Source organism: Staphylococcus hyicus, assembly GCF_000816085.1.
GTDB classification, from domain to species: Bacteria; Bacillota; Bacilli; order Staphylococcales; family Staphylococcaceae; genus Staphylococcus; species Staphylococcus hyicus.
In genome coordinates this window covers 615342-630993 of record NZ_CP008747.1, presented here as the reverse complement: position 1 = coordinate 630993, position 15652 = coordinate 615342, and the positions used below count along the sequence as shown (strand labels likewise).

Sequence of the window (15652 nt, the reverse complement as noted above, 5' to 3'; positions counted from 1 at the left end):
GTGATGCATTTTGTAGGTTGATTTAAAAACGTATTGATTTAAGAAGCAGTTTTTTTATGAATAGTGTATAAAGTGAGACAAATAATGTCCAATCAGTTTCGCTGTACGCTGGTCTACGTCATAAGTAGGATTCATCTCAGCGATACTTACTGTCGTGACATTGTCAAACTGAAGAATGCGTTTGGCAAGTGATAAAACACAATGGGGTGTTAGGCCTAATACTCCACTTGCACTAACGCCAGGGGCATAGGCACTATCGATAACGTCTATACAAATTGTGAATAAAATCACATCATGGTGCGTTATAAAATGCTCAATTTTGTCTTTAATACGAGGGTCGATGTGATCGACAAGCTCTTCTGCTAATACGTATTGGGTATGGGTATCATCTGCATATTGAAACAAACTTGGCGTATTACCGGGTCTTTGGATGCCTATTACAAAATAATCTAAATTAGCATCTTCTTCTAACATTTGTCGGAAACTTGTACCAGATGTAGATACCTCTTCTTTACGATTATCAAAATGGGCATCTATATTTATCACGCCTATAGATTGATTTGGATAAGCTGTGCGCACTCCTAAATATTGGGCATAAGCAATATCATGTCCGCCTCCTAACAAATAAGTACGTTGATGTGTTTCTATTAGCTGGTGAACATATGTACCAAATACTTTTTGTGTTTCAATCAGTTGCGTATGACTATGCGTTACGTTGCCATAATCAATAATAGGAATGTCGGTCGCTGCCGGAAGACTAGCGAGCGCTTTTTTTATAGCATCAGGTCCCTCTTTGGCTCCTATACGTCCTTTGTTTAATTCAACGCCTTTATCTACCGCATATCCCAATAATGCGACGCCATTTGCGTGCGGTGTAATGTGATGAACGTCGCCGAAATGAATGGTTTGAAAATGGCGAAATGCATCACGTTCAACATCACTATCTAATCGACCTGTCCAAATTTCTCGTTGTGGTGGTTGGTACATTTAAAGTATCCCCTTTCACTACATTGAATGACATGTGCAAAAACAATGTGCCGTATAATGAAATTACGTTGCATATTATGATTTTACGAATCATTATCTAACTTTATTATACCCTGTTCACTTCAGCATAAAAACGCTTTCAAGGTTATACTTTTATTACAATTAGATGATAATTTAACGCATCAATTTATTTATTGTAAATATACCGTTATAATGTAAGCTAGATTCTTATATTAATTTGATATGATTTGGATGTTGTACGCCTCATATCTCAAAAAAAGACAATTTCGCGGACCTTGAATATGGAGGATTAAATATGAACCATTCTCGTATATCTGGCTTTCAATGGGCGATGACGATTTTTATTTTCTTTGTGATTGCATACGCGAGCCCGATAATTTTAAGAGATTTTCAACAAGCATCTGGTTTGAAAAATTTTGTGTTTTCATTAAATAGTTTAGGACCATTTATTGCTGCTATCATTTGTATACTTATCTTCAAGCACAAAAAAGAACAGCTTGAAGGTTTCAAATTAGGATTAAGCTTAAAAGTAATTGAGCGCCTTATTCTTGCTTTAACATTACCTTTAATTATTTTTATTATTGGTATGTATAGTTTTAACACGTATGGAAATAGCTTTATTTTATTACAAGCTAAAGATTTATCTGAAACAATATGGGCGATTTTAATTGGACATCTTTTCATGGCATTCTTTATTGAATTTGGTTTTCGCGCATATTTACTCAATATCGTTGAAAGACGTTTACCGTTTTTATTTGCGAATATTGGTGTGAGTTTGCTTTACTTAATCTGGGATGTGAATACTGCATTTGGGATGCCATATACAATGTACAGTGCCATTTACGTATTCTCATTTTCAATGATTGCTGGTGAACTTGTAAGAGGCACAGGCGGACGTGCCATCTATATTGCCACCCTATTCCATGCAGCCATGTCTTTTGCAAAAGTCTTTTTCTTTAGTGAAGAAATTGGGGATATTTTCTCAATGCAAGTCCTTGCCTATGCGACTGCTGCAGTTGCGGTAATCGTGATTTTATTTAGCTTAATCAAGCGTCTCATTTTACCGCATCATAAAGGAGACGATGATGATACACCTATGTTTTATAATCAAGAGCGTGAAGCGGAAATAGAAGAGGCAGATAGAGCAGCCACTCACCATGAGCAACCTGCCTCTGAGGCACAAGAAACACACACCGAACATGCCGAACCTAGGCATGTCAATGACACGGAACATCAATTAAATGTAAGCGAAGAAACACGTGCACGTGCCATCGTACAAGAAGACGAACCACAAACTTTAAAACGCAAACATAGACATCTACGTCGTTAAGTTATGGATAAAATCGCGTAACATTCTTTAATATTACGTAAACCTTCAAAGATCATTAAATCATGAACTTTGAAGGTTTTTTAATGGGTATTTATCATAAATCTCTTAAGCGACCATAAGATTCATATCATTTCGTTAAAAATTTAACACCAGACTCTGTTCCAACAATAGCCTCATCCGCAACATCTAAAAAGTAACCAGTTTCAAGTACACCAGTTAAATGAATAAGATACTCATGAAAAGCATAAGGATCAATTTGAGATGTCATTTCAATATCTAGAATATAATTGCCGTTATCTGTAATCAAAGGTATATCTTCTTTCATTCGACGACATACCTTTACTGGATAAGCAGCTTCGATTTGTTTCGCGAGTTGATACCAATTAAATTGATCCACTTCTACAGGTAGTTTAAATGTTTCTCCTAAATATGAGACACATTTTGTTTGATCTGCTAAAACGATAAATCGCGTCGCGAATGCATCAATGACTTTTTCTCTAAATAACGCGCCACCCCCACCTTTGATTAAGTTCAAATTAGGATCAATTTCATCCGCACCATCAATAGCTAAATCAATTTTATCCACATCATTAATATCTAATATTGGAATGTTAAGCGACTTAGCTTGAGAAGCTGTGCGTTCTGATGTACAGACGCCTTTGAGATGATAACCTTTTTCGATCAGTTTGGCGATTTCGGGAACTAATAACGCTATCGTACTACCTGTTCCTAAACCTAGAATCATGCCATCTTCAATACGAGCAACAGCATCTTTTAATGTCATTAATTTAAGTTGTTTCGTATCCATCTTTTGACGCTCCCTTTTTAATTTATACTTTTATTTTACATGAATATTCATCATAATGGCACCCACAACAAGACGTTTTACTGCTTTTCCTATACAATAAAAGCACCAACATGTGAGGAGGTTCAATTATGGACTACACAATCAAAGCGATTTGTGCGGGCAAAGTTAAAACGTTACATTATGATAATCAACCTATGAAAAGTGGTATGGATAAAACACCTATAGATGCACCCATCTGGCTTTCTAAGTTAGGATTTGAAGGTGACGAACAAGCCTATCATGGTCATGGTGGCCCTGATAAAGCCGTATGTTTATTCAGTACAGCACACTATTCAATGTGGAAAGATGTGATTTCACCTATACCTGACCATGCTTTTTTTGGGGAGAACATTTCTGTTAATGATATTGATGAAAATGAATTGTACTTTGGAAACCAATATCAAATTGGTGAAGCAATTATAGAAGTATCCGAAATCAGGGAACCTTGTAATAAAATTCAACGTAAATATCAATATAATGGCATCATGAAACGTATGATGGCAACTGGAAAAACAGGATGTTATTTTAGAGTTATTCATGAAGGCATCGTATATCCTAACAGCACATTAAAATTGATTAAAGAGGCTCCTGAAGACACACGTCTCTCTGTTCAAGCTTTAAATGACTTATATTATAATGATAAAAAAAATAAAGCTCAGCTGTCGTATGCGATTCAAAATCCATATATTACTGCAGAACGTCGTTTAAAATTAGAAAAACTTTTGGCTAGATGTTCATAATTCACGCTAGCCATCGACATACCCTCTCTGTTCCCTACCTTTAAACATCACATATATACAAACTGGATAACCATGTGTTGCTTTTAATCACTCACCACTCAAACAACAATAGCCTTCGCATTTCATTTTTAGATGAACTGCGAAGGCTATTCGTAAGAAAGGTTACGCTACTTTGTGCATGTTGTTATAGTTCTTTATCAAATATAAAAACATCTTCTACTTTTTCTCCAAATATACGTGCGATTTTAAACGCCGTTATAATAGAGGGCATAAATTCATTACGTTCAATGAGCGAGACAGTTTGTCTAGATATTCGTGCTTTTTTAGCCAATTCCGTTTGATTGTACCCCTCTCGCGCACGTAATTCTTTTAAGCGTGTGCGCATCGTGTCATCTCCTTTAATGCTCATAATTCATGATATCTTTCATTCAACTTGATAGGATGTCTTCGAATAAAATGGTACATTACCACGCAAAATTGAATGTGCTTTTTCTCCGAACATATGGATATCATTAGGCATACTTTGTGTTTCTAAAGCAATACCTGAATGAGATTTAAAAAGTTGCTTTGGATTTCCAACTTTTTCTGGAGAATTAAACGTATAAATCACAATTTGAGGACGATCTGTAACCACATGCAATTTTAAATGCGAAGTGGCTAAAGTCAATTTCCCTTCGGCCACTTCAAATGGATGATCTAACCCTTTGAATCTCTGTATTTGAGGGGATATTCTAGGATCTTTTGTTTGAAATAAAGCTTGAATTGGAACTTGATTCATACCAAGTGTTTTAATTAAATCAATCGGCTTATTTTGAGGTAAGCGACTATCATTTAATGGGAATAAATGTAATTTATCACTTTTCAACACGTGATTATCAACCGTCCGATTATCTGGATTTAAATTAAAATAAACATGGTTGGAAGGATTAAAAAGTGTATCTTCCGTTGAAGATGCATAGTATTCAATCGTCCATGTATTCGTCATATCATACGTAAAGGCAATACGAATATCCATATTACCCGGGAAATTATCTTCAGAACTTTGTAATTGTGTTGTAAATATCACTTTCACATGATCAATATGTTGTTCTGTTTCATATTCAAATAAACGTGAAGACAATCCATGAGAACCTCCATGTAAATGCTGGCCTCCGGCATTTGTTTCCACTTCATACGTATGATTATTTAACTTGAATGAACCGCTTTCGATTCTTCCTGCATAGCGTCCAATGGTTGCACCAAAATAGTAAGGATCGTTCGGATAAAATTCATCTGCTTCAACTTCATTTCCTAAAACAATATTGTTATGATCGATTTTCCAACTGACAATACGCGCGCCATAATTTGTGAATACGATAGACACTGTTTTATGATGTATTTTTATTAAATCTATGCCATTCGCTTGATGTTCAATCCCAATTTTCATACATTCATCTAACTCCTTTAAATGCACCTCAATCAACCTCTTGACGGAAGCACCATCACTAATACCCCTACAATACAAATGATACCGCCTATAATATCAAATTTATCAGGTGGTTCATGGTCAATCCAATATGCCCATAGCAAGCTTAAAATGATAAATACGCCGCCATATGCAGCATAGACACGTCCAAACGTTGGAAAACTTTGAAACGTTGCTACGATACCATAAAGCATTAAAATGATACCTCCGGCTAATCCTAACCACATAGGCTTTTCATCTCTTAACCACAACCAAATGAGATATCCCCCTCCAATTTCACATAAACCAGCCAAAATGAATATGGCAATGGGATACAAAATGCCCATGTTTCCACCTCGAATACTTTTTATTTATTGTATCAGTTTCGTCTATACTTGTGGATAGAATTTTTGTGTCAATTAGAAAAGCCTTCAAAAACCGTATCTCATCGGCTTTTGAAGACTCGTTGATTTTGCTATTATGTTACCGTTATCGCTATAATATTATTTTTGAATGACGCGTTTAAACGCCTTCCACCATCCTTTTTCAAAGGTTAAAACCGCGTTTTGATACGATTTTGTTGCGAAATAAAATAGGACTAATATGAGCACAAGGTGAATCACGATAGCAATAATTGCTTCGTATGTCGGTGTCTCAGGAATGGATAATCTTGCAAAGGTAACAAATGGCGAGAAAAATGGAACATAGCTTGTGATTTTAATGAAAATGTTATCAGGATTTGTAAGCCCACCAATGTAACCAGTATAAAAACTTGCAATCATTAACATTGTCAATGGCATTAACGTTTGACCCATATCTTCTATTCTTGCTGTTAAGTTACCTAAAATCGCAGCAAATATGACATACGTAAACACCCCTATGATTAAAAAGATAATGCCAAAAATTATTAATCTTGTAATATGTGGTGTGAATACAAAATCTAAGCCTTTTAAAGTTTTTCCAAGATCAAAAAAGAATACACACGCAATCACCGTCAATCCAATTGCGGCAATTTGTGTCAATGCAACACTAAGAACAGCCGTAATTTTTGCAATAATATGTAGCGATGGCTTCACACTTGTAATAATCATTTCAGAAACTCTTGATGTTTTTTCTGTAGCGACTTCCATTGCAATTTGGTTAGCATAATTAATTATGATAAACATCATTAAAAGACTGCCAATCATAACGATAAATGAACTGAAGGCTTTCTCATTTTGATCAATCGATTGTCCTTCACCCACTTTGATTACTTTCGTATCAACGGTACTAGGTGTAAATAGTTCCTTTTGTTCGTTGGGCGTTAAACCCAACTTTTGAGCAACTTTTTGCGATTGAAATTGCGTTAATATCGTTTGTAATTCTTTTTGATCGATTTCAGAAGGTTGTTTACTCGCTTTAATTGTCGCTGATATACGATCACCCTCTGTGTGAATCATATATGCTTGATCAATCGATTCGTCTTTTAAAGCTTGATCCACTTTAGAAGCTGAAAGTTTTTTATAATGTACCCCTTTATGCAGTGATTCATTCGTTTTTTTAATGTATTGAAAAACACGTTCGTCTTTCGTAACCACTGCAATATTGTCTTGTCCATCATCAAACATTTTAATGATTTTATCCGCATTTGCTAATCCAATAATTGCCAACATAAATAAAATCGTTGAAATGATAAATGCTTTTGATTTTAATTTATTGAAATAAGTTAACTTAAACGTTGCTAAAAATTTACGCATGACGATCACCTACTTTCTCAATAAATATCTCTTTAATTGTAGGATCAAGCACTTCAAAATGTTTGACAAAATCAAGGGATTGTATTCGGGCATAGAGTGTTTTCGCAACGTCTTCATTTTCAATAATAAACACATATTTTTGTGGTGTATGTTGCGTATCAACAACGCCAGGGATATCTTCAAAGTCATGTAAATCATATGTCGTTTCAATCACAACACGTTGATATCCACTGTTACGCTTCACCGTTTGGATTGGCCCCTGTACTACCATTTGGCCATTATTTATAATGCATACGTCATCACAAAGTTCTTCAATATGTTCCATACGATGCGAACTAAAAATGATAGTTGTACCTTTTTGATTCAATTCAATAACGGCTTTTTTTAATAGTTCAACATTAACAGGATCAAGTCCGCTGAAAGGTTCATCTAAAATGAGCAACTCCGGTTCATGAATCATACTCGCTAGGAGTTGTACTTTTTGTTGATTCCCTTTTGATAAAGATTCGATCTTTTTATCACGATGTTCTGTAATTTGAAATCGTTCTAACCAATAGTCGATCGCACCTTTAATATCTTTTTTAGACATTCCTTTTAATGTCGCCAAATAGGTCAATTCTTCTTCCACCTTTAATTTGGCATGTAATCCTCGCTCTTCAGGTAAATAACCAATTACGTCATAATGTGATGCCTTTATTTTCTCATCGTTAAAATAGATATCACCTTGTGTAGGTTCTGTTAAACCTAAAATCATTCTGAAAGTTGTCGTTTTACCCGCACCATTTCGTCCTAAAAACCCTAACATTTTGCCAGTTTCGAGCTCGAATGAAATATCATTGACGGCTGTGACATCTTTAAATTTCTTGCTGACATGTGCCACCTTTAATGACATAGCGTATCGCCCTTTCTATATTTGATATTGTAAGTATACTATAACACGTTTTAATTTGACAAATATATTTGTCAAAAAGACTTATATAGTTTACATACAGATGTCACTAATAAAAAAGCAGAATAGCCATCGTAGCGATAGTCGTTCTGCATTATTGGGTATTATCTGTTTTTGTAGTCTGACATCTCTTCCTCTTTATGTGGATACGATGTATCTGCATTAGTGTCTAGATGTTCATTGGCATGTGACATACTGCTTCCTTCATGTGTCATTCCACCATCATTTACACCTTTGTATGGTGTTGCGTTTTGCACATATTTAGGAGAAGGTCCGTATTGGTTCGTCTCTTTTTTACTATCTAACAGACATATCACTAATGTAAAGATCTGCAAACCGAACATGACAAACATAAAAATTATTGCAACAAAAAATGGTATGAAACCGGAATGTGCTGTAATCGTACTGTTTCCAGCTTGATAAACATCTGTCTGTTCTATAAAAATATTTACAATATTACATAAAATACCTATTACCACATTTATAATCGGTATTAACATTGAGAATCCATTATCATGAAAACGTCTCACTGTAAGTGCCAAATTAGGAATCATCGTTGCAAAACAATACAATATTATTATAAAGAAGATGATGAATGCTAATATTGGTGTAATAATGAGTGATATAAAACCTAAAATAACTAATGGCAGAATAATAATTGTATGCCATAACATGACCCACCAATACTCACTACGACGGCTGCGGCCTTTAAAGTTGACATAGTTCAACCAAAAAAGCTTAAAAGCTTCTAAAAAACCAACTTGCTGTGTTGCTATCATAAAAGATAGTCCTCCTTTTCAATTGTAATCTATATAAAACCATATCATAATTATATTAAACTTTAGTTAAAATTTAAATATTGATTTTTAACAATAATAATGCTTATTGTTAAGATTAAAATTGTTCATGTGTTCTTCTTGTACGCAACGGTTGCTTTTCGTTACACTTAGAGTAATGACATATTGGAGGCAGTTCGTTATGGATTTTATACATCGACCAACAATTGAGGTGGCCAAAGATTTACTTGGCGTTAAAATAATTTATGAAAGTGCGCAAACAACGTATACGGGATATATCGTGGAGACGGAAGCGTATTTAGGTTTTGATGATCGAGCAGCACATGGCTATCAAGGAAAGCGTACACCTAAAGTGCGTTCGCTTTATCAATTAGGCGGCACCATTTATGGCCATATGATGCATCGTTACTTACTTATCAATTTTGTCACACAAGCTAAAGGTGTACCTGAAGGGGTATTAATTCGTGCAATCGAACCCGAAGATGGCATCGAAATGATGATTCAAAACCGAGGTAAATCAGGCTACGAGCTTACCAATGGACCTGGTAAATTTACTACTGCCATGCAAATTCCACGTACCATTGATGGCACACGCCTAAATGAAGGCCGTCTTAAAATCGATACAAAAAACCGTAAATATCCAAGAAAAATTGTAGAAAGCCCACGCATCGGTATACCTAATAAAGGTCATTGGACACATAAACCTTTAAGATTTACAGTACAAGGCAATCCCTATGTATCACATCAAAGAAAACGTGATTATATACTTCCAGACGAGACTTGGAAATAGGAAAAGCGCACGCGTTCAATTCTTCGCGTGCGCTTTCTGTTAAGTTGTTTGCTTTCCTTTAAACATGCCTAAATGAATCGATATAAATGTGCATAATATTAAAATAACAGGATAAAATGAATATTGTAAAACTTCTAAGTATGACACGTTACCAAATTGTTCTGCCATTAACATTCCACTATCATGTGGTAACACCATGAGTGCACTCGCAGCGAAGATGTCCAGTATACTTGCCATGCGTTTCGGAGGTATTTTTGATGCATCACCAATTTCTTTAGCGATAGGTGCCGCGATTAATATCGCAACGACATTATTAACTAAAGCTGCTGATAAAATCCCTGATAAAATCCCCATTGCATATTCTGCACTTTTACGGCCACGCGCTTGTTTTTTCATCGTTTCGACAATCCAATCTATGCCACCATAGTAACGAATTAAAGCAACAAGTCCAGAAATTAAAAATGCGACTAAAAATATGCTAAACGTTGATTCCATGCCTTCCCCAACTTTAGCTGTCCATTCAAAGAAATGAAGATGACCCCGAAGCATCCCGATGATACCTGTTAATACAATCCCTGACAGTAAAACAAACATCACATTCATACCTGCAATCGCTGCAATGAGTACGAAAAGATAAGGGATAATATCAAAAATATTAAAGGATAAATCACCTTTAATTTTACCGGTACCTCCCACGATTGCATAAATAAAAAATGTTATTACCGCTGCAGGCAATGCAATCATAAAATTCGCTTTAAATTTGTCTTTCATATTCGCGCCTACACCTGTCGTGGCTGCAATTGTCGTATCAGAAATAATGGATAAATTATCCCCAAAATATGCACCTGCAATTACAGCAGCAGCGGCTGCCGCGACATTTAAATCCGCAGATTGCGCCACCGCAATACCAATAGGTAAAAACGCAGCCTGTGTCCCAGTCGATGTCCCCATTGCAGTGGCCACAAAAGCACTCATCGCAAAAATACCTGGTATTAATAAACTTGGGGGTATGATAGAGAGTCCCATATTGACTAATGCATCTTGCCCTCCTGACGCACTGGCTGCACTTGCAAAAGCCCCTGCAAGTAAGAGAATGAGTCCTAATTCGGCTATACCAGACGAACCGGCATTTTCTGTGAAAATTTTAACTTTTTTTGCCAAAGGGGTACGCCTATCATATGCAAGCCATGCAATGGCAATGGCAATCATAATCGCAACATGACGCGGTAATTGATTAAATGCTTCGTCCTTACCTATGATCGTAAAAAATAATCCTACACCGACATATATGATTAAAAATACGACCAATGGCAGTAACGCTAAGGCCCCATAATGTTTCTGACTTCTTAGTTCGTTTGACATGGGCGACGCTCCTCAATTCATAGTTTTATGATATGAATTATACACCCATATATGAATTTGACAAGTCTAACTTTTTTAGCGACAGAATGTAAGCGTATACAACTCTGTGTTATTGATTCATTACGTAATTTTCCTAAATCGCAATGACTTTTGTAGGATGCTCGGCATGTGTTGTCGGCATAACAAATTTCATCATTAACTCATGCATAATGACTTCGTCTTGCGTTTCAAGCATTAATGTTAAATGGTGTAAATCATTTTCCTCCAATGGGATGGCTTGAAGGTTTAAATGATTTGATTGATCAATATTTATTTCACCTACCGTCAAAGTCTCTCCAAATTGATCTAGCACACTATATGTGATGTAAGGTGCGCCTTCAATATCTTTAATTTCTATTGTAGGTTGTAACATGGCAGTCTCAGAATCATATTGACAAAAAACATCAAAATCTTCAATGCGGTCATATGCACGCGACATAATATATATATCTTCTAATAATGAAGAAGCGTATTGACATGTCGCATCATGACGTTCTTGAAATACCATCATTTTTATTTCATGTATGCCCGATGAAATAAGCGGTGTAATATCAATGCGATGATATGTATAATCAGGTTCTACATAGGAAACAATGGTATTATCAAGCATTAACATCATTGGACATGCAAGCTCATGAATGTAAAGGTGATAATCTTGAAGTTTGTCATAATCCTCTATCTTGAATTGTGCTGTTAATGTCGTGCAGACATATTGAGATTTGGCATTTTCTTTTAACATTTGATGTGACGATGTGTGAAGCAACATTGATGAATAATCTTCAAATTTGCTGATGAATCGAACAGGTATATAGGCTGCTGCTTCTTCCTTGCGCGAAATATTAAAATATTCTTGTTTATTCATAAATGGTGTCATAAGTCTAGGAGATGAAATACGATTTTGATTTTTATAAATATTTATGCGTTTTTTTTCTATATACATAATAGACCTCCAATTAATTAGACTACACTTTTTTGTACTTTCATAATTTAACATACATTTTTCACACGCAATATATCACTATCTTTCTAAAACATGGTAAAATGATTCCATAATAAAGGAGCTGTTTATGTGCAATTATTGTGGAAATTATTTAAAAGGAATCATTTTGAAGCTAATATTGATGAATGCGGTATCGAAATTGGCACACCCAATGTAAGTTATCAGTACACAGTCGTTAAACCTGCTGTATTACATATTATTGTGGCTGGTACAGGCTCGTTTACATATCAACAATCAACGTATCAGTTAAAATCCGGAGATATGTTTTTGTTGCAAGAAGGTATGCATGTACATTACGAAGCGTCGGCCGATGACCCGTGGACATATCATTGGGTTGGTTTTAGCGGTAATCTCGCGATAGACTATTTAAAACGCACTTCACTTATCGACTGCCCTGTCGTCATGAATAAAGACACCTCCGACATTTCTAAAGTGATGTATCAAATATGTGAACGTGCCATTACTTACGAAACAGCTACATCTGATGATATTCACCACTTAAGTGATTTATATAAATTATTATTTTTAATCACACAATGTGCACCTAAGCCTTTTGAAAAGGAGCACAACCAAATATATTCGAGTGTTCAAGACGCTGTGGATTATATGAATCAAAATTATATGTATGCCATTACAATTGATGATATCGCCCAATATGCAAAAGTAAGTCGTAGTTATCTATATAAATTATTTATTAAATGGATGGATCAATCACCTCAACAGTATTTAATCTATTTACGACTATATCATGCCTCTTCAATGCTTAAAACTACGTCGAAGCCCATTCAAGATATTGCGCAAGCTGTCGGTTACAGTGATCCCTTACTATTCTCAAAAGCTTTCCGCAAACATTTTGATATGCCACCTTCAACGTATCGGAAAGTATATAAATAATTTATACATTGCAAAATAATTATTTTACACGTAAACATGTATTAATCTCTTTAACATAAATTTAATATAGATTTTTATATCTCATGTAGTATAATAAACTGACGTGAGCGTATAAAGCGCTCTCATTATTTATACGAGGAGGATAACCCAGCATGATTGAATTAAATGAAATATCAACCTTGTGTCTTGCCGTGTTTCTATTAATTATAGGACATGCCATCGTCAACAGGGTCGCTATATTTAACCGTTTGAGTATCCCGTCCCCGGTAATAGGTGGTTTAATATTTGCAATCTTAGCAGCAATTTTATCTAGCACAGGCATTTTAACAATTAAATTAAACGGAAAATTTTTCCAAGACTTTTTCATGTTAGCCTTTTTCACGACAATTGGTTTGGGCGCTTCATTCAAGCTCCTAAAATTAGGTGGAAAGGTCCTTATTGTTTATTGGATACTTTGTGGTATTCTCGCTACAATGCAAAACGTTATCGGTGTTTCCCTTTCTAAAGTATTAGGGATCGACCCGTTATTGGGGTTAACAGCAGGCGCCATGTCAATGGAAGGTGGCCACGGTAACGCTGCTGCATACGGACAAACCATTCAAAATTTAGGTGTAAACTCAGCTGTAACTGCTGCACTTGCAGCCGCAACACTCGGTCTTGTCGCAGGTGGCCTCATAGGTGGTCCGGTCGTTCGTTATTTAATAAAAAAACATGACTTAGCACCGAAACAACTTGACAACAAACAAAAAGATTACTCTGAAATTGTAGAAAATACACATTTACATAAGCGTTTTGCTTTTTCTGAAGTGTTTTTTATTCAAATTGCAATTTTGCTATTCTGTATGGCAGTCGGCACATATTTAGGGGAATTATTTACTAGCTTAACAGGATTTAGTATTCCATTATATGTTGCAGCAATGTTTATTGCAGTAATTATTCGCAACATTTCAGAATATGGAAATTTAAACTTGATTGATTTAAAATTTACAAATCGTATCGGTGATATTTCACTTGGCGTTTTCTTATCATTAGCACTTATGAGTATTAACATTACAGAAATCTATGATTTAGCGTTACCACTTGTGATTATCGTAATTTGCCAAATTATTTTCGTGGCACTATTCTCAATCTTTATCGTATTCCGATTACTTGGTAAAGATTATGACGCGGCAGTAATGATTGGTGGATTCATTGGCCACGGATTAGGTGCCACACCAAACGCAATGGCAAATTTAGATGCTATTACGAAGAAATTTGGTAACTCACCAAGAGCGTATCTAGTCGTTCCAATAGTAGGTGCATTTTTAGTTGACTTGTTAGGGGTACCTATCATTACAACATTTATTAACATTTTTAGACCATAAATGTAAAAAGGTCTGGCACACAAGCCAGACCTTTTTTATGATTGTCTTACAATTTCCCATTCGTAAGGACTTTTAAATTGAGACCAATCTGCATCAATTTCATGACTGTTTAAAAGACATGCATCTAATGCTTTTTCAATGGCCGCTTTATCTAAATCTATTCCTATAATTACAAGTTGCGTATGTCGATCTCCATATTCAGGATCCCAATCTGCACGAACATCTTCACGTTCTTGTAAAATCGCTGCACGTTCCGCTTTAGGCATTGCTGCAACCCAATATGTTACAGGATGAATGTCCACAGCTGTTCCTGCTTGAGACACTAAACAAGCAACATTGTTATATTGTGCTAGCCAAGCTATCCCTTTCGCCCGCACGATAGATTCAGACATATGCTCTAACCATTCATTGAAGCGTTCAGCATGAAAAGGTAAGCGTCGCTTATATACAAAGGACGAAATACCATACTCTTCTGTTTCTGGTGTATGTGTTTCATGCCCACCTGCTTCTAACTCTTGTAACCAACCCGCAGATTGGCTTGCTTTTTCGAAATCAAATTTACCCGTATTTAGTACTTTATCTAGTGGCACTTCAGAATTGATTGTACGAATAATATCAGCTGAAGGCTGAAGTTTACGCAACATTGCTTCTAAACGATTCGCCTCTTCTTCTGAAACTAAATCAATTTTATTTAAAATCAATACATCACAAAATTCGATTTGATCGATAAGTAAATCCGCAACCGTACGTTCATCTTCTTCTCCAACCGCTTGATTGCGATCTAATAGCATGTCGCCAGACTGATAATCATTGATGAAACGATTGGCATCGACAACAGTTACCATCGTATCTAACTGACAAATTTTAGTTAAATCAATTCCAAGTTCTTCATCTACATACGAGAAGGTTTGTGCCACAGGGACTGGTTCCGAAATTCCAGTCGATTCAATGACAATATGGTCGATTCCACCTTTTTGCACAATACGCTCTACTTCTTTCAATAAATCTTCACGTAAAGTACAACAAATACAACCGTTTGATAATTCTACTAATTTCTCATCTGTGCGTGATAAGCCCCCACCTTCAGCAACAAGATCCTTATCAATATTAACTTCACTCATATCATTTACAATAACTGCGATACGTCGTCCTTCACGCTGATTTAAAATATGATTAAGTAATGTTGTTTTCCCTGAACCGAGATAACCACTTAAAACTGTAACTGGTACTTTCTTCATGATTAGACCCTCCACTATTTAAATCGTAATTGTTACGATTTAAAAGTATACGCCACATTACGAGACATTGCAATAGGGTGAAAAAACTTTGCTAATATAAAAAAATTGTGATTT

General features: G+C 35.6%; 16 protein-coding genes. 5 read left to right on the top strand and 11 right to left on the bottom strand.

The window, feature by feature from the left end; genetic code table 11:
- Window positions 1-54: 54 nt before the first annotated feature.
- Entirely contained in the window at window positions 55-987 is a 933-nt protein-coding gene (hutG, locus tag SHYC_RS02685) for a formimidoylglutamase (RefSeq protein WP_039644310.1), read from the bottom strand.
- A 316-nt stretch (window positions 988-1303) separates the two neighbouring features.
- On the opposite strand from hutG, the gene SHYC_RS02680 reads away from it, so the two are divergent.
- The gene (locus SHYC_RS02680; protein WP_052257795.1) at window positions 1304-2338 is read left to right on the top strand and encodes a peptidoglycan release complex CPBP-like subunit SdpC; all 1035 of its coding nucleotides are present in this window, start codon (window positions 1304-1306) and stop codon (window positions 2336-2338) included.
- A 127-nt stretch (window positions 2339-2465) separates the two neighbouring features.
- Here the strand turns inward: SHYC_RS02680 and SHYC_RS02675 are convergent, their stop codons facing one another.
- A complete protein-coding gene (locus SHYC_RS02675) occupies window positions 2466-3146 on the bottom strand; it encodes a ribose 5-phosphate isomerase A (protein WP_039644308.1) in 681 nt (226 codons plus the stop codon).
- 128 nt (window positions 3147-3274) lie between these two features.
- Here SHYC_RS02675 and SHYC_RS02670 point away from each other — a divergent pair, with 128 nt between their 5' ends.
- Window positions 3275-3925, top strand: a complete 651-nt coding sequence (locus SHYC_RS02670; protein ID WP_039644306.1) for an MOSC domain-containing protein — start codon at window positions 3275-3277, stop codon at window positions 3923-3925.
- Between the two features lie 184 nt (window positions 3926-4109).
- Here SHYC_RS02670 and SHYC_RS02665 read toward each other — a convergent pair whose 3' ends face one another.
- The 6 genes from SHYC_RS02665 to SHYC_RS02640 all read right to left on the bottom strand — a co-directional run bounded on the left by SHYC_RS02665 (window position 4110) and on the right by SHYC_RS02640 (window position 8833).
- Entirely contained in the window at window positions 4110-4310 is a 201-nt protein-coding gene (locus SHYC_RS02665) for a helix-turn-helix transcriptional regulator (RefSeq protein WP_039644304.1), read from the bottom strand.
- Between the two features lie 39 nt (window positions 4311-4349).
- Window positions 4350-5351, bottom strand: a complete 1002-nt coding sequence (locus SHYC_RS02660; RefSeq protein WP_039644301.1) for an aldose epimerase family protein — start codon at window positions 5349-5351, stop codon at window positions 4350-4352.
- Between the two features lie 32 nt (window positions 5352-5383).
- Window positions 5384-5710, bottom strand: a complete 327-nt coding sequence (locus SHYC_RS02655) for a YnfA family protein (RefSeq protein WP_107632912.1) — start codon at window positions 5708-5710, stop codon at window positions 5384-5386.
- A 162-nt stretch (window positions 5711-5872) separates the two neighbouring features.
- The gene (locus SHYC_RS02650; protein ID WP_039644297.1) at window positions 5873-7105 is read right to left on the bottom strand and encodes an ABC transporter permease; all 1233 of its coding nucleotides are present in this window, start codon (window positions 7103-7105) and stop codon (window positions 5873-5875) included.
- Entirely contained in the window at window positions 7098-7997 is a 900-nt protein-coding gene (locus SHYC_RS02645; RefSeq protein ID WP_039644295.1) for an ABC transporter ATP-binding protein, read from the bottom strand. Before SHYC_RS02645 ends, SHYC_RS02650 begins: the two co-directional genes overlap by 8 nt.
- Window positions 7998-8158: 161 nt before the next feature.
- Window positions 8159-8833 (bottom strand): DUF805 domain-containing protein, encoded by a 675-nt coding sequence (locus tag SHYC_RS02640; protein ID WP_052257794.1) that lies wholly within the window; start codon window positions 8831-8833, stop codon window positions 8159-8161.
- Window positions 8834-9032: 199 nt separating this feature from the next.
- Here SHYC_RS02640 and SHYC_RS02635 point away from each other — a divergent pair, with 199 nt between their 5' ends.
- Window positions 9033-9641, top strand: coding sequence for a DNA-3-methyladenine glycosylase (locus SHYC_RS02635; protein WP_039644293.1), 609 nt, complete (start codon window positions 9033-9035; stop codon window positions 9639-9641).
- Between the two features lie 39 nt (window positions 9642-9680).
- On the opposite strand, the gene SHYC_RS02630 is transcribed toward SHYC_RS02635, so the two are convergent.
- The gene (locus SHYC_RS02630) at window positions 9681-11003 is read right to left on the bottom strand and encodes a Na+/H+ antiporter NhaC family protein (RefSeq protein ID WP_039644291.1); all 1323 of its coding nucleotides are present in this window, start codon (window positions 11001-11003) and stop codon (window positions 9681-9683) included.
- A gap of 133 nt (window positions 11004-11136) precedes the next feature.
- Complete coding sequence (locus tag SHYC_RS02625; protein WP_039644289.1) at window positions 11137-11982, bottom strand: glycoside hydrolase family 2 protein; 846 nt, start codon at window positions 11980-11982, stop codon at window positions 11137-11139.
- Window positions 11983-12111: 129 nt separating this feature from the next.
- Here SHYC_RS02625 and SHYC_RS02620 point away from each other — a divergent pair, with 129 nt between their 5' ends.
- Both SHYC_RS02620 and gltS read left to right on the top strand, forming a co-directional pair.
- The gene (locus SHYC_RS02620; protein ID WP_039644287.1) at window positions 12112-12936 is read left to right on the top strand and encodes an AraC family transcriptional regulator; all 825 of its coding nucleotides are present in this window, start codon (window positions 12112-12114) and stop codon (window positions 12934-12936) included.
- A 152-nt stretch (window positions 12937-13088) separates the two neighbouring features.
- Window positions 13089-14300, top strand: coding sequence for a sodium/glutamate symporter (gene gltS, locus SHYC_RS02615; RefSeq protein WP_039644285.1), 1212 nt, complete (start codon window positions 13089-13091; stop codon window positions 14298-14300).
- A 35-nt stretch (window positions 14301-14335) separates the two neighbouring features.
- On the opposite strand, the gene SHYC_RS02610 is transcribed toward gltS, so the two are convergent.
- On the bottom strand, window positions 14336-15538 hold the full coding sequence (locus SHYC_RS02610; RefSeq protein ID WP_039644283.1) for a GTP-binding protein: 1203 nt from the start codon (window positions 15536-15538) through the stop codon (window positions 14336-14338).
- Between the last annotated feature and the right edge of the window lie 114 nt (window positions 15539-15652).